Origin of the sequence: Pyxidicoccus trucidator, from assembly GCF_010894435.1 — a bacterium.
GTDB lineage: Bacteria > Myxococcota > Myxococcia > Myxococcales > Myxococcaceae > Myxococcus > Myxococcus trucidator.
In genome coordinates this window covers 149,263-171,516 of sequence record NZ_JAAIXZ010000018.1, presented here as the reverse complement: position 1 = coordinate 171,516, position 22,254 = coordinate 149,263, and the positions used below count along the sequence as shown (strand labels likewise).

Genomic DNA, 22,254 nt, shown 5'->3' with positions numbered 1-22,254 from the left:
GTGTTCGCGCGGACCAGGGCTCTACCCGGAGTGACTCATGAGCGTGGACCTGATGGACCCCTTCACCGGCGCGCCGAGCGGGCTGGCCGACCTCACCGAGCAGGCGCTGAAGCAGAGCCCGGCGTTCGCGCGGCAAGTCCAGTTGATGCAGGGCGACCTGCTGACGGCCGCCTCGGCCGAGCCCCCGACGGACCTGATGGGCTATCACCTGGTGACGGCCGTCACGCAGGACACCGTCAACTTCCAGTTCAAGAAGCTGTTCCAGAGCGGAGTCCTCCACCGCACGCTGGAGCTCGCGGACCCCGAGACGGGCATCAAGCTCAACGCCACCCTGGACGCGCCGCTGGTGCGCTTCGGAGGTGACGCCTCGCCGCACACCGTCCTCTTCATCCTGCGGCTGAAGAGCGGCACGCTCACGCACTTCGAGGGCTTTGGCCCCAGGGCCCAGCAGAAGCAGCTCCGCTTCAAGGGCTGGCAGTACGCCTTCCGGGTCAACATGAACATGCTGCAGCACCAGCGGAACGCGCCGGGCTCCGCCGTGCCCGAGGAGGTGCGCAAGAAGCTCGAGGCGTTCTCCGACGACCTGTTCTCCATCCGCCGGCTGTTCATGGACTTCCAGAGCGCCAACCTGGCGGACTACGCGCCGGAGCTGAGCCAGCTGCCCTTGGAGGACGGCGGCAACGCCAGCCGCGGCGTGCTGCTCCAGTTCACCCGGGCCCTGGAGCTGTACTTCAAGTCCTTCAAGAACACGGACAATCCCTACATCCTCGGCTACAGCATCGAGCGGAAGAATCCCGCCGAGGGCCCCCCGGCGTTGTTCGCGCCCAGCGGGACGACGTTCTCCTGCTTCCAGGACGCGGAGCAGCCGGGGCTGAGCAGCCTCAACTTCCTGCTGATGACGCGCGGCCAGCCCTTCCCCGTGGACCCGCGCGCCGGGGTCTTCCCGCGCAACTGGGTCACCTCGGGTGAGTACGACGGCCGCATGGTGATTTCCGCCGGGCAGTTCCGGAAGCAGTACGTGGAGGCGGAGCTGCTGCCGCGCGTGCGTGAGTCCCTCCGCGCGGTGAGTGGCTCCGTCCTGCCGGACTGGAGCGAGGTGAACCCGGACATCATCAGCGGGCTGCTGGGGCAGGCCCCGGGCAGCCTGGCCGGCCCGGCGTGGCTGACGCGCGCCGCCGTGAACAACCTGTATGCCGACCCGGACCCCGCCAACCATGGCTACGGTGTGGATATCTCTCCGGGGGCGCCCGCGGGTTCGCGCGTCTTCCTGCGGAAGTACCGCTCCACGATGTGCAGCCTCTGGCAGGCCAATGGGCGCGACCTGGCGTTCCACGGCTATGGCGCCATCGAGGAGCGGCAGGAGTTCTACCACTACCCGCTCAACGTGGAGACCCGCATCTGCAACACCCGGACGGCCCTCTTCTTCGGCTTCACCGTCCGGATGCTCGCGGGCACGAATGGGAAGCTCACCCTCCAGGTGGAGTTCGCCGATTCGAAGCCGGTGAAGGAGCACGACCTGGGGCCGCTGGCGAAGATTGCCAACTTCCTGGTCGGCCCCATCGCCGGGGACCTGAACGAGCAGCTCGACAAGATGAACCGGTACGGACTGGAGCTCCAGACGTCGCTGGTGGCCGGCATGCAGGGGGCACTTCGCGCCACGCTCGGCGAGGTGGAGACGCGCGTGGTGCTGCCGGCCGGTGACGTCTTCTTCTACAAGAACCTCTCCCGGGACAGCGCGGACAACGTGCTGCTCGACATCAGCTACAAGACCGAGCACCTGGAGGGGACGAAGGACCCGCTCCCGGTGTCGGAGTGCGTTCCGGGCACCGCGGGTGTGCCCGCCCGGCTGCGCTCCAGCGTCTCCACGGAGCTGATGAAGAACTACGCCAGCGCCTCGGTGGTGAGCGCCGGGGAGCGCTTCGAGGTGGCGCAGGATGCCCGGGGCGAGCCGCTGCTGTTCTCGCTCAGCGAGGACCGGCGCCTGTTCGTCACGCGGCGCGACGCGGCGGGCCCCACCGGCTGGCGGCGGGACGACCTGTCCGCCGCGCTGGGCAAGGACATGGAGGCCACCGCCTTCGAGGTGTCGCAGGACCGCGACGGCACCCTCACGCTCGCGCTCGCCATGTGCCCGACCGGCAGGCCGGAGGACGCGCGGCTCTACGTGTCGCCACGGCTGTCCAGCGATGACGCGGTGACGGACTGGAGCCAGGTGGGGACCCGGTGGGTGCACCGTCCCCAGTCGGAGGGCCCGGTGCGCATCACCCGCATCCTCCTGGGCACGGGAGACGACGGCGATGGCGCGCCGCTCGCCCTGGTGGCGGTGGTGACGCGCTGGAAGGAGGCGAAGCACTACCAGTTCAACGCGGACGTGGAGGACGCGAGCTGGAGCTGGAAGCCGTACGAGCTGCCGGAGAACGCCAGCGAGCTGCTGGACCTGGCCATCGGCCGGATGCAGGGGGACCGCGGCGTCTACGCGCTCTACACCAGCGGGCGCAACCAGACGCTGGAGTTCACCAGCCTGCCGGACCCGGAGTCCGGCAAGCGGGCCCGCTACGTCTTCAAGCTGCCGGGCCGCGCCAGCTGCATCGCCGTGGCGTCCGGTCCGGACGGCTCGCGGTCGGATGACCTCTACGTGGGCGGCGAGGGCGTCTTCCTCTACGCCGGCTCGCGCGAGGCGGTGTCCCCCGTCGCCGCCGCCGGGGACGTGGGCGCCGTGGAGCGGCTGCTGGTGCGGCGCGACGCAGACACCGTGGCGGTGTGGACGGTGGATGCCGCCGGGGGCCTGAGCTACACGAGCGCGTCCCACGGTGGCCGCGAGCCCGCGTGGTCCGCGCCCCTGCAGCTAGGCCGCGGCGCCCGGCAACTGGCGGCGCTGCGCAACCAGTCGCGACTCACCAACGCGCTCTTCGTGGTGACGTCCGCGGGCACGCTCGAGTACCGCTACCAGGACCCGCGCACGCGGCGCTGGGAGTCGAGCGAGCTGCCGCTGCCGGACAGCGGCCGGCTGCTGGAGTTCCCCTGCTACACCAGCCAGGTCACCCTCACCGACGAGGCGGGCGTCGCGGCTTCGCTGGCCACCGTGCGCCTGCGCGCGTCGGAGTGGACGCAGGTCACCGTCAACGGCGCCACCCATGTCCTGGACCCGGACCGCGAGGTGGAGGCGCAGACGGACGTGGAGGGCCGGCTCACCCTCATCAACCGGGTGAGCGGCCTCGCCACGCCCACCTTCTTCGTCCGGGCGGAGGGCCTGGAGGACGAGCTGCGCGTCGAGCCGGCCCAGCGCGTCCTGGAGACGCTGGGCCGCATCCAGAAGGGAGACGACCTGCTGCGCTTCAAGGCGCGCGACGGCCGGCCCCTCGGCGGCGGCGCCACGCCCCGGCAGCGGGACACGGCGGCCCAGGCCGTGAAGGAGCTGGTGGGCCTGGCGGGCACGCTGGGGAAAGGTGGCCCGGGCGGCCCGGGGCCGCGCTCGGCGGCTCACTCGGGGTCTCGCCCGGCGGTGCGCCTGGACGGGGCGGCGGGGGGAAGTGTCCCCGCGCCGCGCACCTGGGGCGTGGTGCTGGATGGCGGAGGCGCGGGCTTCTTCCGGGGTGAGCAGGCGCTCGCCACCTGCGGTCAGCGCTCCATGCCGGGGGGGCCGGTCATGTCCGGCGCGCTCGCGCTGGACGTGGCGACGCAGCCGGGGCTCGCCGCGGCGCCAACCTGGTTCTCGGACGCGGGCAGCCTCCTGGAGGCCCTCCAGCATGGCGCGCGGAAGGTGAAGGACTTCCTGGTGCGGGTGGCCGAAGGCGTGGTCGAGCTCGTGGTGACCATCGGCGAGAAGGTCTTCCAGGTGGTGCTCCACGCCGTCGAGCAGGTCTACTCGCTGGTGCACTGGGTGCTGAAGGAGACGCTGGGCGTGGACCTGGACGACCTGGTCGACTACTTCGGCTTCCTCTTCTCCTGGCAGGACATCGTCGTCACCCACGACGTGCTGGTGAACCTCATCAACCAGACCATCTCCAAGGGCACCCAGGCGATGGGTCAGGTGGCGGGAGCCATCGACGGCTTCTTCGAGGACCTGAAGAAGCGCGTCCGCGCGCTCGCGCCCATTACAGCGGCGGGTGAGGCCGTGCGCAGTCCCGGCCTCCAGGCGGCCCGGGCCGCGCAGGAGGCGCTGCAGCGGGACGAAGAGGCGAAGGTGGAGGCGTTCAGCCGGAGCCCGGTGGGCGGCTTCGCCGGCTACCACCTCCAGCAGGCGTTGAAGTCGGGCGCCGCCGGCGCGGTGCCCAAGCTGCCGGAGAGCGACCCGCTGCGCGCCACCCTGAATGACCTGGTGGAAGTCTGGGAGACGATTAGGGGCAACGTGGAGCAGCTCGGCACCACGCTGTCGGACGGGTTGCTGAAGGGGACGCTGTCCTTCAACGACCTCATCACCCAGCTCTCGTCGGACGTGGTGGTGGGCCTGCTGGACGTGTTCAAGAGCATCCTGGTGAAGCTCATCGGCTTCGGCCAGCGGCTGGTGACGGGCGCGAAGGACCTCATCAACAAGAAGGTGGACCTGCCCGTCATCTCCGCCCTGTATCGGGAGTACGTGGGCAGCGACATGTCCGTGCTGGACGCCGTGTGCCTGCTCATCTCCATGCCGCTCACCACCGTGTACAAGCTGCTCAAGGGCGAGGCGCCGTTCCCCTTCGTCGAGGTCGGCCCGTCGCCGCGCGCGGCCGGCATCCCCGGGGCCCTCATGGCCGAGGAGGCGGTGGACCCGTCCGAGCTGTCGAAACACCCCCGCTACGAGGGGGCCAGCAAGAAGCCGCGCACCTTCGGGTTCGACACCCTGGTGGGCGCCGGCATCTGGACGGCGCTGAGCAGCGCCGGCCTGGTGGTGGGCGCGGCGGGGTACGGCCTCCTCAAGGTGCTGTCCCTGTTCCAGGCGACGAGCAAAGCCATCGTCGAGCCGCTGTACAAAGCCATCGAGCGGCTGAAGACATTCCTGTTCTTCCTGGCGCCGCTGTTGGCGCCGTTCATGGTGGTGCTCAAGCTGGTGATGTGGATTGGCAAGGCCATCTGGCTCACCGTACAGGCGGTGAAGTCCTTCCAGCCCATCGCCGGCACCGTCCGCTACGCGCGCTGGGCCGTGAGCGGCCTGGCGGTGCTGGCCGAGTTCATCAGCGCGGTGGACCCGCTGGAGAAGGCGGGCCCCATCGTCCGGATGATTGGCGCCACCCTGGACGTGTTGCTCGCCATTCCGTACGCCATCATCCGCATCGTCGACCACGCGGGCGGTGAGGACAAATGGCTCATTGGCCTGGACGTGGTGGAGGGCATGTGCGCCGTCGTGGACTGGGTCTCCACCATCTGCAGCGGCGCGTCCAAGCTGATTGACGAAGGGGTGACGAAGACGGTCCTCTTCGCCGCCTCCACCGGCCTCACCGTGTTCACCACGGGCATGACGGGGGTGACCACCGCCGTGCCCTTCTTCCTGGACCTGGTCGTCGAGCCCATCTGACCGTCCGCCGTCCGGCGCCGCGCTCGTCTGCTCCATGAAGCAGACGAGCGCGAAGGACCGGCCAGGTCACCGCTCGCGAGCCTGGCCGGGCCTCCCTGCGTGGGAGGAGAGGCATTCCCATCTTGCGGCTGGACCAGGGCCCTGCCTGGCCAGGACGAGGAGGGACATCATGCCAACCACCCGCATTCCCGTGGTCTTCATCCATGGACTCTGGCTGCACCCGGACTCCTGGAAGCCCTGGGTCGACCTGTTCAATGACGTCGGCTACGACGCCAGGAATCCGGGCTGGCCGGGCGACTCGCGCACCGTGGAAGAGGCCCGCGAGCACCCGGAGCGCGTCGCCCCGTACGGCATCGCCGATGTGACGGAGCACTATGCCCGGTTCATCGCCTCGCTCGAGGCGAAGCCCATCGTCATCGGTCACTCGTTCGGCGGACTGATTGCACAGAAGCTGCTTGGCATGGAGCTCGCCTCGGCCTGCGTGGCCATCGACCCCGCGCAGATGCGGGGCGTGCTCCCGCTGCCCCTCGTCCAGCTCAAGGCGGCCCTTCCGGTGCTCGGCAATCCGGCCAACTACAGGCGCGCGGTCATGCAGACGCCGGAAGAGTTCCATTGGGGGTTCGCGAACGCCGTCTCGGAGGAGGAGTCCGACGCGCTGCACGCGAAGTATGTGATTCCGTCGCCCGGCCGTCCCTTGTTCGAAGCGGCGCTGGCCAACCTCAACTGGAGGACGGCCGCGCGGGTCGACACCCGCAACCCGGACCGGGGACCCCTGCTCATCATCGGTGGCGGGCGGGACAGGACGGTGCCGGAGGTCGTCTCCCGGGCGGAGTACAAGCTGTACCGCAAGTCGCCGACCGTGACGGACTACAAGGTGTTCGACGACCGCGGCCACTCCCTCATCATCGACCACGGCTGGAAGGAGGTCGCCGAGACGGCCCTCGAGTGGCTCGTGAGCAAGGGGCAGGGCCCTTCCGCCGCGAGGGGCGAAGTGCCGTTCCAGGGCGCCACCCCCGGCCCCCGGACCCAGGGCCCCAGGCCTCACTGAGGGGCGTGTCCCTCCAGCCAGGTGCCCGGCTCCCGGAAGTCGGATTCCAGAGGCTGCGCGGCTCCGTCGACGAGCCGCAGCAGTCCCTCGCGGACGAGGCGGCGGCACAGCGTCACGCGGGCTTCCCCGGTCAACGACTCGGGAAGCCCGCCGACGCGGAATCGGGACTGCTCCAGGGCGTACCGGAGCGCGGGCTCGCAGAAGGCCGGCGCCACGAGCGAGCCTCCGATGAAGGTCAGGACCACCTCTTCGCCACGCCGGGTGAGCACGCTGGCGTGGCCCGGCCGGCACTCGAGCTCGCTGTCCAGGTCGAGCGCCTCCAGCCGCTCGAGGGAGTGCAGGTAGCCTCCCGGCCCCACGCCCACTGCCTCCTCGGGGCGCAGGAGCTTCTCCTCCAGGGACTCCAGCAGCGGCTCCAGCGGGCCCAGCGCGCCCAGGTCCTCCGACAGCCGCGCCACGAGGGACTGGAGCGAGGGGGCATGCCGCGCGGCGCGGGTGCCCGCCGGTGCCACGGCCCGACGCCAGTGGGCATGTTCGCGCACCACGGTGCGGATGAGCTCGGAGAGCACGCTCTCCATGAGCAGCGGCCGGATGCCGATGGACAGGTGGACGGAGCAGCAGTCATCAGTGGTCGCCGAGTGCGGGACGCCCCTCGGCAGATAGAGCAGGTCGCCCGCGGACAGCTCGATTTCCCGCACGGGCTCGCCCCAGCCACTGTCCTCGGGGCTCGTCGCACGGCCTTCGAGCGGGAGCTCCTCCCGCACCGCGTACAGGCGCCAGCGCTTCCGGCCGCGCGTCTGGAGGACGAAGACGTCATGGCCGTCGTGGTGCGTGTCGAAGCCCTGTGACGCCGGGCCGGTGACGTAGGCGTTGCCGTTGGCGTAGCACCGGAGCCGGCGCTGCACGGCCTCGACGAGCGCGTGCACCGGGGGCCAGCGGCGATGGACGCCGTTCAGGTTGAGGGTGTAGCCCTCCCGGAAGGCCTCGAACACCACGCGCGGCGGGGCTTCCTCGTACTCGTGGAAGACGATGTCGGGCCTTCCGCGAGCGACGAGCCGGAGCTCATTGCCGCGTGGCTTGACGGTGAACAGGTACTGCTCGACCTCCTCCAGCCCGAAGAGGCCGGCGTAGTGGTCGGGGGCCTGTCGCTGGACATGGAGCGGCTGCTTCTCCCAGTACGCCTCCAGGAAGGTGGGGAGGGAGATGGGGTCCAGCAGCTTCGAGATGACACGGTCCAGGTCGGACATGGTGTGGCTCCTCAAGGGTGGGCGATGACCAGGAGGCTGGGGACGCGGGCCGCGACGCACCGGTAGCAGCGGCGCAGCGTCTCGGGGTCCAACGCGGCGAAGCTCTCGTCCAGCACCAGCAGGTCCGCCTGTTGAATCAGCGCCCGGGCGATGAACAGCCGGCTCCGCTCCCCATGCGAGAGCTGCCAGCCCGTCTCCCCGACGATTTGCATGATGCCCGCCGGCATCCGCGCGAGGAGGTCTCCCAGCCCCAGCTCCTCGCAGATGGAGGTCGCCAGCTCCAGGTCCTCCGGGCTCGGTGGCCAGGCCCGGCTCATCAGCAGGTTGAACGCGAGCGTGCCCGAGAACACATGGTTCTCATGGAACTGGGGCGCGGCGACGACTCCGGCCCGCCAGCGGTCAGGGCCGAGCGTGCGCCGGTCGAGCCCATGCAGCAGCAGCAGCCCTGCCTGGGGCTGGCGCAGGCCGGCCAGCAGCGCGCCCAGGGTGGACTTGCCGCCACCCGACGGGCCTTCGAGCAGGAGGTGCTCACCCCGGTGGACCCGCAGGTCGCAGCCGTGCAGCACCGGCTCGCCGCGCTCCGGATAACGGAAGACCAGGCGCTGCGCCTCGAGCAGCACCTCCGGCTCCGCGCGCGCGCCCCGTCCTCGCGAAGAAGCTCCCAGGCCGGGCGGGAAGGCGAGGGTGTTCGCTTCCCCGGCCGCGCCGCCGCGCACCGGCGCGGGAGCGGACAGCGGCGGCAGAGCGGCGTCCTCCGTCCGGCTCGCGGCGCGGAAGAGGCTGGCAATCTGCTTCCAGGCGCAGCCCGACTCCGCGAGCGCGGACAGGCCCATCACCAGCCGGCTGAAGGCGCGCCAGGCCAGCAACACGCCACCGACGCCGACGGCGAGCGCCACCGGCGAGGCGCCACCGAGCGCGAACGACAGGACCAGGCCGATAATCCCTATCAACAGCCAGCCTCGTGGCATCAACCCGGTGAGGAGCACCTCCCTCCGGTCCAGTTGCTCCGAGACGCGTTGGTAGTGTTCGAGCGCCTGGTCCTCACCGTCGTGCCAGCGCTCCCGTGACTCCTGCGCCAGCCGGGTCCGGTGACCGACCATGCGCTCGATGAGGTCATGGGTCATCCCCACGCGCGCGTCGTTCCACCGCTGGCGGGTCTGGATGCAGCGCCAGCCGCCCAGCAGGGTGAGCGCGGTCCACCCGAGCAGCAGCAGCGCGGGTACCGGTCCAGCTCCGACGGCCAGCACCGCCGCCGCGAAGAGCAGCTCGATGAGCGCCAGGCCTCCCGCGAGTCCGCCGTTGAGGGCGAGGGCCTCGAACGCATCGGCCTCCATCACCCGCCCCAGGAGCTGGCCCGCGCCCTGGCTGCGGACCTGCTCCACGTCCATCCGCAGCGCACCGACGAGCAGGCGTTGCTTCAGCAGCCCACCGGCCTGGAGGCTCAGCCTCGCGGCCACCCACTGGGCCAGCATCTGCACTGGCACCTGCGTGAGCAGGAGCATGGCCCAGGCGAGCATCCACCCCCGGTCCACCCGGCCCAGGAGCAGGCCCTTCCCGAGGAGCCACCACGACAGCAGGCCCAGCGCGTACTGCGTGGTGTGCGCGGCGATGAGCAGCGCGGCCTGACGGTCCATGCGCGCGTGCTTGAGCTGGGTGCGGAACGATTGGCCCGGAGGAAGGCGCAGCAGCCAGCCCACGTCGAGCCACAGCGTGCCCAGTCGCTCGCCCAGGATGAGCGTACGGACCCGGGCGCGGCGGCGGCCGGGGACCTCGGCCTGGTCGAGCAGCACCTCCACCGAGGGCCGCACTGGCGCCTCCAGCTCCTGGCAGAGCGCGGCATGCAGTGTCTCCCATTCGAGGGACTCCACCCGCGAGGTCGGGGTCAGCACCCGCAGCCGGCCGCGGCGCTCTCCCAGCAGGACCAGCACCTCCGGTCCGTCCTCTCCGGGGAGCTGTACCAACGCCGGCCCCGCGCGGCGGAGCAGTCCGGGCAGCTCCGAGTAGCGCGTGCCCACCGGCTCCGCCTCGAAGCCCAGGAAGGTGGCGGCGGACTCAATCCACGGGCCGATGGGCTGGTTGCCACGTTGTACTGAGGCATCGGGCACGGGCATCCGCGAGACGGCCCGGCCCGGCATGCCGGAGTGGTGCGCGAGCCGCTGGAGTGCCTCGCCAAGCCTCGCTGCGGGCCAGCAGTGCGCCGACAGAGCAGTCGTCATACCGCCTCCTTCCAGGTGTCGAGGACGGGGGAAACCTCCGGGGCGTCCGCTTCCTCCGGCTCCGGTGCCGCACGTGGCGCGGTGACGAGCCGGCCGTCTTCCATCCGGATTCGCGTCCACGAGGCGTCGGACCAGACCTCTGCCTTCGCCTGCGCTTCAGCTTCCAGCAGGGCGCGGTAGCGGGAGTCCGGAAGGGAGGCCAGCTCGGCGGGCTCGCCTTGCTCGACGACGCGTCCGGCTTCCACCACCAGCACCCGGTCGAAGCCACGCGTCTCTCCGACGTCGTGGGTGATGCACAGCAGCGTGGCTCCCGCCCATAGCTCTCGGGCCCGCTCCAGCAGCTCGCGGCGCTTGCCACGCTCCAGGCCTCGGAAGGGCTCGTCGAGGATGGCCAGCCGGGCGTCGTGCCTCAGCAAGGCCCGGCCGAAGCGCACCCGCTGGCCTTCTCCGCCGGAGACGCGCGCGCCTCCCTCACCCAGCGCCGTCTGGAGTCCGTCCGGCAGATGCTCCAGCACGGAGTGCAGGTCCGCCGCGGCGATGACGGGGCTCAAGGAAGGGGGCAGCTCCGACGCGGCGCCGTAGGTGAGGTTGTCGAGGAAGGAGCGGTTCCAGAGCTGGACGGCCGGGTCCACCCAGGCCGTTTCTCGCCGGAGCCGTTCGAGCCGCGCGCCATCCAGCGGCAGGCCGTCGACGAGGAGCGTGCCCGCGGAGACCCGCTGCCAGCCGACCAGCAGCCCGACGAGACTGGACTTGCCCGCGCCGGAGGGGCCGACAATGGCCACGTGGGTGCCAGGGGCGATGGAGACCTCCACGTCCTCCAGCACCGTGTGCCCACCGGCGAGGACGGCCACCTGCTTGAAGTCCACGGCCACGCCGTGCTCCCCGTGGGGGACGTGCGTGGGGACGTCCGCGCCCGTGTGGCTCGGGGTGTCTTGCGCTTCGTCGGGCGCTCCGAGCGGCTCCATCAGTCGCAGCGTCACGTTGCGGTGCAGCGGGTACTGCCGCGCGACCTGGGCGAGCTGCTGTCCCAGCAGCGGCAGGTTGAGCGTCCAGTAGAGGAACAGCAGGGAGCTGCTCTGCGCGCCGTTCCGCGACAGGTGCCCGAAGACGAGCGCCACCGCGAGGCCCAGCCCGGCCAGCGCCAGCAGTCCCTCCACCACCACGGAGAGCCGCTGGAGCGCCGCGCCCGAGCGCGCCCACTCCACGACCTGGCCCTCGTGCTCGCGACGAAGTGAGCGCTCCGCGCCGTGGGCCCGCACCGACACCAGCCCGAGCAGCGCGTCGAGGTAGAAGCGGGAGAGCGACGCGGAGTGGCTGCGCACTCGCAGCTCGCGCTCGGCGAGCACCGGCTGGAGGGCCAGCGGCGTCAGGAGCGCCAGGAGCAGGAGGCCCACGGCCAGCGGCGCGCTGGCGGGGTCCAGCCAGATGAGGCCGGCGGTGGTCAGCAGCAGCTCGAAGGCGAGGAGGACGAGCTGGCCTCCCAGCCCGGGCAGCAGGCGCAGCCGGTGGAGGCTGTGGCAGCGCTCCGCCATGTCCGAGTGGGGGCGGCTGCTGAAGTAGCGGTCATGCATCCGGGGGAGCTTCTCCAGGAAGGCCATCCGGAAGCGGACCTCCAGCCGCCGTCCCAGCCGCCGCAGGGAGAGGCCGTTCAGGAGGTCCAGTCCCAGGCAGATGACGAGGAAGACGCAGAGCGCCAGCAGGGCCTGGAGCCACTGGGACACGAGGTTGAGCCGGTCGCCCACCTGGAGCAGTCCCCGCAGGAGCAGCGCCTCTCCCACGGTGCCGGCGGCGGCCAGCGCCATGCTGGCGAGCAGCGCGAGCGGCGCGAGCAGGCCATCCGCGCGCAACATCCGCAGCAGCTCGTGGCCGGGCCGGGGAGGGGGCTCGGCCAGGGCGGCGGCGAGCTCCGGAGGCAGGTCCTGGCGGACGGGGGGCGCGGGCAGCGTGTCGGCCGATGAGGCCGCCTCCGCGGAAGACTCGGCGCGCGGGGCTTCACGTCGGCCGGACGCGTGGACCAGCACGGCGCCTCGGAAGACGAGCCGCGTCTCTCCTTCTTCCTCACCCGGGATGGGGATGACGGACCAGTAGGGGCGGGGCACGGTGACGGGCTCCAGCCGTGGCTCGCGGAGGACCTGGGTGAAGAAGGTCTCCACGGCCCGGACGGCCGGGCGCCCCGCCGACAGGCCTCCCGAGCGCACGAGGTAGCCGACCATCTTCCGCGTGGCGTCCAGCGCCGCGAGGGAATGCCAGTCCGGGTCCGCGAGCGCCACGCGCAGGTGCCCGTAAATCTCTTCATCGCCCAGCCCCAGGTCGCGGAGCTGGCCTCGCAGCACGGCGAGGGTGTTCTTCGAGGTCGCCCAGTCACGCCAGACCGGAGCGGGGAGGGCGGTGGTATGCAGGTAGAGCTCTCCGATGAGGGCTCGAAGCGTCATCCACCGGCGTCCCCGGCTGGGGTCCATGACCTGCACGAGCTTGCCGTGACGCCGCCAGACGACGACGAAGTGGGTGTAGCCGCTCGGGAGCTGCACGACGACGAGGGCGGGCAGCGTTCCAGCCGCCGGCTCCAGCAGGTGGTCCGCGGGCACGAGCGTCTGCTCGGCGTCGAGCCCGCAGCGTCGAGCGACCTCCTCCAGCGTGTCGATGGACGTCCCATCGACATCCGTCTGGCAGGCCTCGCGCAGCCGGCCGTAGCTGACGGGGATGCCGAAGCCCTCCAGCAGGCACTTGAGGGCCGCGGGGCCACAGTCCATCCAAGAGGACTGGATGACCTCCGGTGCGAAGCGGCGGGGGCCGCCCGTTGGGCGAAGACGAATCATGACGCGGCTCCCGGGGCGGGCGCAGGTGGGCTCGCGGCGGTGCCCAGCTTCTGTCCCGCCTCGCGAAGAATCAGCAGCGCTGGCGACAGGTCATCCACCGCGACTTCCAGCGTGCCGGGCAGGCCGTGCTGGCGGGGAATGGTGGAGCCCGCGTCGGGCAACAGCTCGCACTCCACCCGGACCTTTCCGTCGCGCGCTTCCGACGCGAGCCTGCTCACCCTGGCGTTGACGGTGCCGTACTCCGTCCACGGAAAGCCCTGGAGGCGCAGCCGGGCCGTCTGTCCGGGGCGGATGCGCCCCAGCGCATGGGAGGTCGGGAAGTCGGCGACGATGCGAAGCTGGCCGGGCGGTATCAGCACCGCCAGCCGGTCTCCCCGCTTCACCTCCGAGCCGGGCTGGAGCCGCGCCACCTCGCCCACCTGTCCGCTCGCGGGGGCCCGCAGGACGAACTGCTCCAGCTCGTGGGTGAGGGAGGCGATGCGCGCCTTGGAGGTGGTGATGAGCCCCTCCATGGAGGCCAGCTCCCGCTCCAGCCGCGCCACCTGGGCCAACCCCTGGCTTTGTCGGTTCAGGCGCTCCGACTTGAGGCGGTCGGCCTGCTGCTCGGCGGCGTCCAGCGCGGCCCGCCGCTTCTCCCGCTCGGCCTGGACCTTGAGGAACTCCAGCTCACCGATGGCCTGGCTCTTCTTGAGGGGCTCCAGCCGGGCCTGCTCCTCGACGGCGTAGGACAGCGCGGCCCGCGCTTCCCGCTGCCGGGCCCGCGCCTCGTTCAGCTCCGAGCCCGACGCCAGCTGGCCCGAATCCAGGGCCTGCCGCTGCGCCGCGAGCTCGCTCCGCAGTGTGTCCAGCTGTGGCAGCAGGGTGTCGAGGCGTGTCTGCTCCTCCTGGAGCTTGAGCCGCTGGTTGCTCGAATCGAGCTCCAGCAGCACCTCGCCCTGCTGGACGTTCCGGCCGATGTCCAGCCGGCTTACGAGGATGCGGCCGTCCACCTGCGCTTCCACCGGATAGACGGCCCGGTCCACCTCGAGCCGCGCGTCCTCGGAGACCTCGTACACGGTGACGCGCGCGAAGACGAACCACGCGAGCCAGCCGCAGGCCAGCAGCGCCAGGATGAGCAGGACCTGACCGGGCCGCCGGAAGCCGTCCTCACGGAGCGCGCGCAGGGAGTGGGAGAAGTTCGCCGACACGTCAGGCCTCTCTTCCGAGCAGGGAAATCAGCCCGTCCGCGAGGCCCCCGGGCCAGCCGATGTAGTCGTGGCCTCCGTTGAGCTCGCGGTACGAGACGTCGTAGCCGCGCGCCCGCAGCACGTCGCGCAGGTGGCGGTTGGCGACGAGCTGGCTCGGGCTGTTCTTCGGAGAGGGGCCGCTCTCCAGCAGGCCGACGTTGAGGTGGAAGCGGACCTGCTGGCGGGGGGCGCGGGCGAACTCGGAGGCGAGCCACTCGTGCTCCTCCGCTCCGTCCGGGGCCCACCAGAAGGAGCCGGACTGCGACAGCACGTTGCCGAAGACCTCCGGATGGCGGAGCCCGGCGAACGCCGCCGCGAGCCCGCCGAAGCTCCAGCCCCCCACCACCGTCCGGGCCGCGTCCTCGGGGAGCCGCAGCTCGCTCCGCACACAAGGCAGCAGCCCCGTCGCCAGCTCCTCCACGAACGCGTCGTTGCACGGCAGCTCCACGTTGCGGTCCGTGTGCTCGAGCAGGAGGCAGACCAGCGGCGGAATGCGGCGCTCGTGGACGAGGGTGTCGAGGACCTCCGTGACACCGAGCTCCAGGTGGCCCGCGCCGTCGCACAGCACCAGGAGCGCGGGGGCGTCCTCCATGAAGTCGCCGGGCGGCTGGTACAGCCAGAAGCCCCGCTCCCGGCCGGAGCGGGCGTCCCGGAACACGCCCTGGTCGAGCCGGCCCGCCGGGACATCCTCACGGCGCGCCAGCCAGCGCCGTCCCGGCGCCTCTGGCAGCTCGATGACGGACATGGGTGGCAGCGACGGGTGGGGGGAGAAGCGGCGCGGGTTGAGCGCGTCGGGGTGCCAGACCTTCATCCGCTCCTGGAGGTAGAGGGCTTCCTCCTCGCGCTCCAGCTCATGGAGGGCGCGGAGCGGCTCGTCGGGAGAGAAGCAGTAGGTGGTGTGAAGGTCGCGCCTCACCCGCCAGGTGCGGTGCCAGAGATTCGTCCCTGGCATCCGCTCCAGCTGGTTCTGTCCGGGGTTCCAGGTGGACTCCAGCCCCGGCACCACCACCACGTTCCGCACCGGCGCCTCCGTCCGCCAGACGAGGGTGAGGAGCAGGTGCTCCCGGTCCTCTTCCAGCGCTTCGAGCAGCGGGGCGCCTTCACGGGTGAGCCGCTGCCAGAACGCCTCGACGGCGGCGGTGTCGCCCGAGTCGACACGACGGCGGAGCTCGGTGAGGCGCGGACTGATGGCAGGTCGGCTCAATTGGAATCCCCCCTTGGGTGCAACAACGGCTACTGCCGCGGCTCAGGCGAAGGCCGTCTGTGGATTCGCCCTGGCGCGGCCCACCTCGTCGAGGGTCAGCTCGTTGAGCTGGACGATGCGGGTGGGGGCGATATCCAGCACGAAGGCGGCGTCCCGGGTGGCCAGGGCCTGGTCCAGGAGCTGGCCCGTGTAGCCCACGTGCCTCGACTCGTCCCACATGAGCCGGTCGAGCATGTGCTCCAGCCGGGACCGCGACTCCCGCGGGCAGTACGTCAGCAGCACTGGCCGGGCCAGCAGCTGGTTCACCAGGGTGCGGATCTCCGCCAGGTTCATCTGGAGCAGGTTGTCCAGGATGTCCGTGTCGCTGTAGGGCGGCAGCCGGTCCGGCTTGTCTCCAAGCCGGTACGCTGGCGCGAGCCCCTTGAGCTCCTCCCGGAGGGTGTCATTCACCGTGCCCGGGAAGATGCGCTCGACCATGTGCGAGTACATCCGCGAGTGTCGCGCCTCATCCATCGCGTGCTGCTGGATGAGCGTGGAGACGTGGGCGTCGGGGGTCTTCCCCGCGAGGTACCAGAGCTTCCCGGAGCCCCATCCCTCGGTGGATGCATTGCCCACGATGATGTTCGCGAACCACTCCGGGTCTCGTGCCATCTCCCGGAACTGGTCGCCGTACCAGTCCGTGCTGAAGGGAGGAGGATGCGCCTCGAAGGTGTTCCTGAGGCATTCACTGTAACGCTCGAGCGGTCCGAGCTGGTGCTCCTCGAGCTCCTTCAAGGTGATTTCAGCAACGACATTCATGGGCGCATCCTCCTTGTCCTTTCACGGGGCCGTTACACGTGCTCGGGCGCGAACGGAGCGTTGCGCGCGAAGTAGATGCAGTCGAACCCCGTCGAGGCGGCGCCGGCGCGGACCGCGGTCTTGATGGTCAGCTTGCCGTTCGACGACTGGCGCGACTCCTCGATGGATTTCAGCTGGGTGTCCTTCAGCTCGAAGGAGATCTGGGGATCGTTCTGGGTGCGCATGCGGGTTGCTCCTCTTGGGTCTGGGTTGGGTTCGAGGGGCTCGGTAGCCGGCATGGCCTCCGCGTCCCCTCACTCTTCTTGAGTGCGGGAGCGGAGACGTGTGATGCCGGGGCACATCGGGTGCGTGGGGGCCCGGGTCGCCTGCCTGGAAGGCGGAGGGAGCGTTCTCCGCAGCCAGCTCCTCGGGCCCCAGCGCGGCTTTGTTCACGGGCGGATAGCGTAAAGAGTTGGCAAAGCAGATTTGTCTGTTTGGCTAACATTTCCAGGAAGTAATGGTTTTACGGGGACGCACGCCGGGTTCGACTGGGGACGCGCTCCGGGTATGGGGCGCCGCCAAGCCGTTTCCACCGACTCCGTTGGGGGCCGTATGCGCCATGCGTCGAAGTGGGTCGCCTGTCTCGTGTTGTGTGTCAGCGCGCTGGGGTGGGCCTTCCAGCCCTCCCAGCCGAGCACGCTGGCGAGTCAGGCCTTCTTCAAGCCCGAGCTGTATCTGCCCATCTCCAACATCCGTCTGGAGGAAGCCCTGCCGAAGCTGAAGGGGGCGGCGCCGGGCGCGTGGGACGACTTCTTCGCGCGCAACGGCCGTGACTTCCACGTCTACCTGGACCCGCTGACGGGCACGCCCTCCGCCATCCAGGGCGCCATTCCCCTCATCCCGGGCACGGGCGTGGGCAACAAGGTCTCTCTCGCCACCGTCCATCAGCAGCTCGGGCGCTCCGTGGGGCAGGTGGATGAGGCCGTCGTCGCGGACCTCCTCTTCAAGTTCATCAGCGACAACCAGGCCGCGCTGGGCGTGGACATGCTCCAGCTGGGCGAGCCTCGTGTCTCCCAGGTCACCGACACGCTCTGGCAGGTCCTCATCCCGCAGCGGGTGGAGGGCATTCCGGTTCGCCACGGCCGGCTGGTGGCGACGCTCAGCCACGGCAACCTCGTGCTGCTGGGCACCGAGGCCTGGAGCAACGTCACCACCTCCACGCGGCCCACGCTCGACGCGCAGCAGGCGCTGACCGCGGGCGGCGAGCGCTTCGGGCTCCTGGAGACGCCCGGCCAGCTGTGGATGCAGCCCACGCTGGAGCTCGCCCCCATGGCCCGTGCCGACGCACCGGGCGTGGGCGAGGGCTACCGCCATCACCTCGTGTGGACCTATGGCTTCCAGAACCCGGGGGAGTCTGAGCGCTGGAAGGTCACCGTGGATGCCGAGACGGGCGAGGTGCTGGCCCTGGAGGACGACAACCACTACCTCGACGCCACCGTGAAGGGCGGCATCTACCCGCTGACCAGCACGGAAATCTGCGCGAACAACGAGATGTGCGGCTCCATGCAGGTCGACTCGCCGATGCCGTGGGCCAACACGGGCCTGGCCGCTCCCAACAACTTCACGGACGGCGCAGGCGTCTTCAACTACAGCTCCGGCAGCGTCAGCACCACCCTGGCCGGCAAGTACGTGCGCATCAGCGACACCTGCGGCGCAATCAGCTTCAGCTCCTCCACGGGCAACATGCAGCTGGGGGGCACCAACGGCCAGCACGACTGCGCCACCGGGGGCGGCGGGGCGGGCAACACGCCGGCGTCGCGCTCGGCCTTCTACGAGGTGAACCGGATTGCGGAGCTGGCCCGTGGCTGGCTTCCCAACAACACCTGGCTGAAGGGACAGCTCACCGCCAACGTCAACATCAACAGCACCTGCAACGCCTTCTGGAACGGCTCCACCATCAACTTCTACCGGAGCGGCGGCGGGTGCCGGAACACCGGTGAGATTGCCGCCGTGTTCGACCACGAGTGGGGCCACGGCATGGATGACTTCGACTCCGGCGGCGCGCTCAGCAACTCCAGCGAGGGCTACGCGGACATCGCGTCCATCTACCGGTTGCAGGCCTCGTGCGTGGGCTACGGCTTCTTCCACACCAGCGACCGGGGCTGCGGCAAGACACCGGACGGCACCGGCTACAACCAGAACGAGGCCCAGTCGGGCGCGGCGTGGTGCAACACCCGCTGCTCGGGCGTGCGCGACGCGGACTACCTGGCGCATGCCAACCAGACGCCGGCCACGCCGCAGAACTTCGTGTGCACGAAGTGCAGCTCCAGCACGGGGCCGTGCGGCCGGCAGGTGCACTGCGCCGCCGCGCCCGCCCGTCAGGCCGCGTGGGACCTGGTGGCCAGGGACCTCCGGGCCGCGCCGTTCAACTACGACTCCGACACCGCCTTCATCCTCGGCAACAAGCTCTTCTACCAGGGCAGCGGCAACATCGGCGCGTGGCACGCCTGCAACTGCACCGCCGGCACGTCGGACGGCTGCGGCGCGAGCCATGGCTACATGCAGTGGCTGGCCGCGGACGACGACAACGGCAACCTGAGCGACGGCACGCCGCACATGACGGCCATCCATGCCGCCTTCAACCGCCACGGCATCGCCTGCCAGACGCCCGCGCCCGCCAACTCGGGCTGCGCGAGCGGCCCGAGCACGGCGCCCACCGCCACGGCCACCGGCAGCGACGGACAGGTGGCCCTGAGCTGGAACGCGGTGCCCAACGCGAGTGAGTACTGGGTGATGAAGACGGAGGGCTACGCCGGCTGCGACTTTGGCAAGGCGAAGGTGGCCACCGTCACCGGGACGGCCTACACCGACGGCGAGGTCGCCAATGACAGGCGGTATTGCTACTCGGTCGTCCCGGCCAGCACGAGCGCCTGCTTCGGTCCCGCCGCAGCGTGTGTCTGCGCGACGCCGGGCGGCCCCTGCACGCCTCCAGGCGTGGCCACCCTCTCCGCCCCCGAGGACACGGCGGAGGACGTGGCGCTGGCACCGGTGCTCGACTGGGCCGACGTGGCCGGGGCCACCTCCTACGAGGTGCAGGTGGCCACCGACTCTACCTTCACCACCGTGGTGCGCTCGGCCACGGCACTGGGGGCCAGCACGTGGACTGTGTCTCCCGCGCTCGCCAACGGCACCCGGTACTACTGGCGCGTCCGCGCGGTGAACAACTGCGCCAACGGCGCCTACAGCACCCCCTTCAGCTTCAACACCACGGAAGCGAGCTGCCAGCCGGTGGCGGGCCCCGTCCTGACGAGCCCCGCGGACGCGGCGACGGGCGTCGCGCTCGCTCCGGTGCTCGACTGGAGTGATGTGACGGGTGCCACTTCCTACGAGGTGCAGGTGGCCACCGACGTCAACTTCACCAGCGTGGCGCGCTCGGCCACGGCGCTCGGCACCAGCACGTGGACCGTCTCTGCCGCGCTCGCCGCCAACACCCAGTACTTCTGGAGGGCGCGCGCGGTGAACAGCTGCGGCGCTGGCAACTACAGCGGCACCTTCCGCTTCACCACCCAGACGGGCGGTGGAACCTGCCAGCCCACACTCGCGGCCTTCGATGCCGCGCTCGGGACGCCCGCCTGCGGCAACGGCTGTGGGTGTGACACGGGGACGTTGGTGAACAGCCGGGGGAGCCAGTTCCCCACCGCCGAGCCGAATGAGCCCAACACGCTCGACGGCTGCCCGGATGGGCCCTTCGGCTTCTACCACTTCGACGAGAGCATCGACCGCGTCACGCTGAAGAGCGTGGACGGTGGCGTCATCACTCCGGGCAAGCAGGTGCGCGTGGAAGTGAAGGTGTGGTGCTACGACGCGACCGACAGGCTGAACCTGTACTACACGCCGACGGCGGGGGGCTTCCCGCTGTGGACGTCGCTCGTCCAGGGCCTGACGTGCACCGCGAGCGGCGCGCAGACGTTCACCCACACCTTCACCGTGGGTAGCGGCGCCGGGCAGCACGTGCTCCGGGCGCAGTTCGTGGAGGCCAGCAGCCCCCAGTCGAGCTGCACCTTCGGCTTCTATGACGAGAATGACGACGTCGTCTTCGGCGTGGCGGCGGCGGTCGCCTCCGGCCCGCAGCCGAAGTCGTCACCCCAGGGACGGGCGCGAGCAACGCGCTGAGTGTGGGCAGCTCCCCGGCCCTGGCGGAAGGTGCGCCAGGGCCGGTGGCTTCGTGAGCAGCGGGGTGTCCGCCAAGACCGGGTGGGCCCTTCCTGCCCCTCTCGGCTTCCAACGCTGAGCGAGGGTATGCTTGGCGCAAAGCCTGACACGGTGAACGGGCGGCCCGCTTCTGGGGAGGCGGCCCTCTGCCGTGCGGTAGCGGGGTCATGTCGAAGATGTCCGAAGCGGTCGAGGTGAGGTGCCTCCGGTGTGGTGCGCCGGATGCGGGGGACAAGGCTCGCTGCGCGTGCGGGGCGAGTCTCCTGCTGGATGTGGTGCTGAAGGAAGCCGTGCTCGACGAGCGCCAGCGCTTCGGCCTCGCGCGGGCGGTGGCCCTGCTGGGCCCCCCCGCCCCTTCGTTCTCCCAGGCGCGGGTGGTGCTCGGCATCCAGGGAGACCGCCTGGTCCGTGGTGTCTCCAGCGCCTTCGCCCAGAAGCTGCTGGCGGTGCTCTCGCAGCACGGCGCCGACGCGTACCTCCAGCCTTCCGAGGTGCCAGTGGCCACTCCCCCGCGCTCGTCGCGAGGGGCCCTGGTGGCGGCGCTCTCCGTCCTGGTGCTGGGCGGTGTCGCATTCGGTGTCTGGGCGGCCCGCTCTCCCACGCTCCGGAGCGCGACTCGGGAGCTCTCCGGCTGGGACCCGGGCTCTCCCGCGCCGTCACCCAGGGAGGGTGCGGCGGAAGGGGCGCTCTCCACGCAGGACATCTCCCGGCTCGCCTCGCCGAGCACGGTGAGCCTGCGGTGCGAGGGCAAGACGGGCTCCGGGTTCTTCGTGGAGCCGGAGCGGGTGCTGACCAACGAGCACGTGGTCTGTCCGCCCGGGAAGATGATGACGGTGCTGCTGCCGGACGGGCGCCAGCTCCTCGGGGAGACGCTGAAGACCGACGTGGACCTGGACCTCGCCACCGTCCGGGTGGTGGGGGCGAATGCGACGCCCCTGAAGATTGGCGACGTGACGAGCCTGCAGCCGGGAGACCGGCTCGTCTTCATCGGGAGCCCCAAGGGGCTGGACTTCACCGTGCACGAGGGGAAGGTGGGCTTCCTGGGGCGCGAGTACCTGGGCACCGGCTACGTGCAGTTCAACGCCTCGGTCAACCCGGGCAACAGCGGAGGGCCGCTGCTGAACGGGCGCGGCGAGGTGGTGGGCGTCGTCTCCATGAAGATCAACAACGCGGACGGCATGGGGCTGGCGCTGCCCATTCCCTACGCGAGCAAGCTCATCACCGTCCCCACCACGCCCGAGTCCACGGCGCGCTGGGACGCGTTGCTGACGCGCGTGGCTCGCGACGAGCAGCGGGAAATCCAGCGCTTCCAGCAGGAGACCGAGAAGCCCGTGCTCTTCTCGGTCCGGCATGTCGACGGACTGGGGCTGGTGGCGCTGGTCGTCGAGCGCTTCGACGCCGCGCCGCGCCGCGTGCTGCGCCGCATGGCGCTGGAGGCGGAGGGCAGGACGTGCTCGCTGAGCGTGGACTTCGAGTACTGGCGGCCGGTGCGGGACACGATGTCGCAGGAGGATGACTCCCGGCGCCTGCGCTGGCTCATGGCGCGAGGGCTCACGGAGGGAATCCACGTGGGCGCGGCGAGGCTGCCGGTGGAGGACTGCACGCTGTCCGGCGCGGGGAACGCCTCGCTGAAGCTGGAGCCGGCGGGAGAGGAGACCGAGCGCTTCGACGTGCCGCTCAAGGACGTCCACGCCGCGCGCGACGAGTACAAGCGCAACAAGGGGGGCATCCAGCTGTGGCAGCAGGCCCTCTGGAAGAAGCGCGTGGAGGAGGACCGCTCGCGGCAGGAGGCCGACGAGTGGCGCTCGAAGTTCGTCCAGGCGCGGGCTCGCATCTCCCGCCTGGAGGAGGAGAAGCGCCGTCTGCTGGAAGCGGAGGCCGGAGGAACGGCCTCGAAGCGCCGCTGGGAGGTGGAGGTGGAGCTGAAGCTGGCGACCGGCCAGCTCGCGGACCTGGAGCGGTACGCCTCCGAGAAGAAGGTGCCCCAGGCGTGGCGCCAGTAGGCCGCCGGGCCGGGGTG

The 22,254-nt window shown here is 70.7% G+C and carries 11 protein-coding genes; 4 read left to right on the top strand and 7 right to left on the bottom strand.

What is annotated here, in order from left to right; all coding sequences use genetic code 11:
* Nucleotides 1–37: 37 nt before the first annotated feature.
* On the top strand, nt 38–5,488 hold the full coding sequence (locus G4D85_RS37755) for a hypothetical protein (protein WP_164018962.1): 5,451 nt from the start codon (nt 38–40) through the stop codon (nt 5,486–5,488).
* 169 nt (nt 5,489–5,657) lie between these two features.
* Nucleotides 5,658–6,536, top strand: coding sequence for an alpha/beta hydrolase (locus G4D85_RS37750; RefSeq protein WP_164018961.1), 879 nt, complete (start codon nt 5,658–5,660; stop codon nt 6,534–6,536).
* Here the strand turns inward: G4D85_RS37750 and G4D85_RS37745 are convergent.
* The 7 genes from G4D85_RS37745 to G4D85_RS37715 are packed head-to-tail and all read right to left on the bottom strand — an operon-like array spanning nt 6,530 to nt 16,267.
* Complete coding sequence (locus G4D85_RS37745; protein ID WP_164018960.1) at nt 6,530–7,783, bottom strand: cupin domain-containing protein; 1,254 nt, start codon at nt 7,781–7,783, stop codon at nt 6,530–6,532. The two genes, G4D85_RS37750 and G4D85_RS37745, sit on opposite strands and share 7 nt — an antisense overlap.
* A gap of 11 nt (nt 7,784–7,794) precedes the next feature.
* Nucleotides 7,795–9,999: an ATP-binding cassette domain-containing protein gene (locus G4D85_RS37740; protein ID WP_164018959.1), complete on the bottom strand. Its 2,205-nt coding sequence runs from the start codon at nt 9,997–9,999 to the stop codon at nt 7,795–7,797.
* Entirely contained in the window at nt 9,996–12,815 is a 2,820-nt protein-coding gene (locus tag G4D85_RS37735) for an ATP-binding cassette domain-containing protein (RefSeq protein ID WP_164018958.1), read from the bottom strand. Before G4D85_RS37735 ends, G4D85_RS37740 begins: the two co-directional genes overlap by 4 nt.
* Entirely contained in the window at nt 12,812–14,002 is a 1,191-nt protein-coding gene (locus G4D85_RS37730) for an HlyD family secretion protein (protein WP_164018957.1), read from the bottom strand. Before G4D85_RS37730 ends, G4D85_RS37735 begins: the two co-directional genes overlap by 4 nt.
* Nucleotide 14,003: 1 nt before the next feature.
* Nucleotides 14,004–15,245: an enterochelin esterase gene (gene fes / locus G4D85_RS37725; protein WP_164018956.1), complete on the bottom strand. Its 1,242-nt coding sequence runs from the start codon at nt 15,243–15,245 to the stop codon at nt 14,004–14,006.
* 42 nt (nt 15,246–15,287) lie between these two features.
* Nucleotides 15,288–16,043, bottom strand: coding sequence for a ferritin-like domain-containing protein (locus tag G4D85_RS37720; protein WP_164018955.1), 756 nt, complete (start codon nt 16,041–16,043; stop codon nt 15,288–15,290).
* Nucleotides 16,044–16,075: 32 nt separating this feature from the next.
* A complete protein-coding gene (locus G4D85_RS37715; RefSeq protein ID WP_164018954.1) occupies nt 16,076–16,267 on the bottom strand; it encodes a hypothetical protein in 192 nt (63 codons plus the stop codon).
* A gap of 367 nt (nt 16,268–16,634) precedes the next feature.
* On the opposite strand from G4D85_RS37715, the gene G4D85_RS37710 reads away from it, so the two are divergent.
* Nucleotides 16,635–20,195: an endopeptidase gene (locus G4D85_RS37710; RefSeq protein WP_164018953.1), complete on the top strand. Its 3,561-nt coding sequence runs from the start codon at nt 16,635–16,637 to the stop codon at nt 20,193–20,195.
* A gap of 206 nt (nt 20,196–20,401) precedes the next feature.
* A complete protein-coding gene (locus G4D85_RS37705; RefSeq protein WP_164018952.1) occupies nt 20,402–22,237 on the top strand; it encodes a S1C family serine protease in 1,836 nt (611 codons plus the stop codon).
* Nucleotides 22,238–22,254: the final 17 nt, after the last annotated feature.

Excerpts from the sequence above, each read along its gene's own strand:
- G4D85_RS37755 (WP_164018962.1), top strand. The coding sequence starts at position 38 with ATGAGCGTGGACCTGATGGACCCCTTCACCGGCGCGCCGAGCGGGCTG.
- G4D85_RS37750 (WP_164018961.1), top strand. The coding sequence starts at position 5,658 with ATGCCAACCACCCGCATTCCCGTGGTCTTCATCCATGGACTCTGGCTG.
- G4D85_RS37745 (WP_164018960.1), bottom strand. The coding sequence starts at position 7,783 with ATGTCCGACCTGGACCGTGTCATCTCGAAGCTGCTGGACCCCATCTCC.
- G4D85_RS37740 (WP_164018959.1), bottom strand. The coding sequence starts at position 9,999 with ATGACGACTGCTCTGTCGGCGCACTGCTGGCCCGCAGCGAGGCTTGGC.
- G4D85_RS37735 (WP_164018958.1), bottom strand. The coding sequence starts at position 12,815 with ATGATTCGTCTTCGCCCAACGGGCGGCCCCCGCCGCTTCGCACCGGAG.
- G4D85_RS37720 (WP_164018955.1), bottom strand. The coding sequence starts at position 16,043 with ATGAATGTCGTTGCTGAAATCACCTTGAAGGAGCTCGAGGAGCACCAG.
- G4D85_RS37715 (WP_164018954.1), bottom strand. The coding sequence starts at position 16,267 with ATGCGCACCCAGAACGATCCCCAGATCTCCTTCGAGCTGAAGGACACC.
- G4D85_RS37710 (WP_164018953.1), top strand. The coding sequence starts at position 16,635 with ATGCGCCATGCGTCGAAGTGGGTCGCCTGTCTCGTGTTGTGTGTCAGC.
- G4D85_RS37705 (WP_164018952.1), top strand. The coding sequence starts at position 20,402 with ATGTCGAAGATGTCCGAAGCGGTCGAGGTGAGGTGCCTCCGGTGTGGT.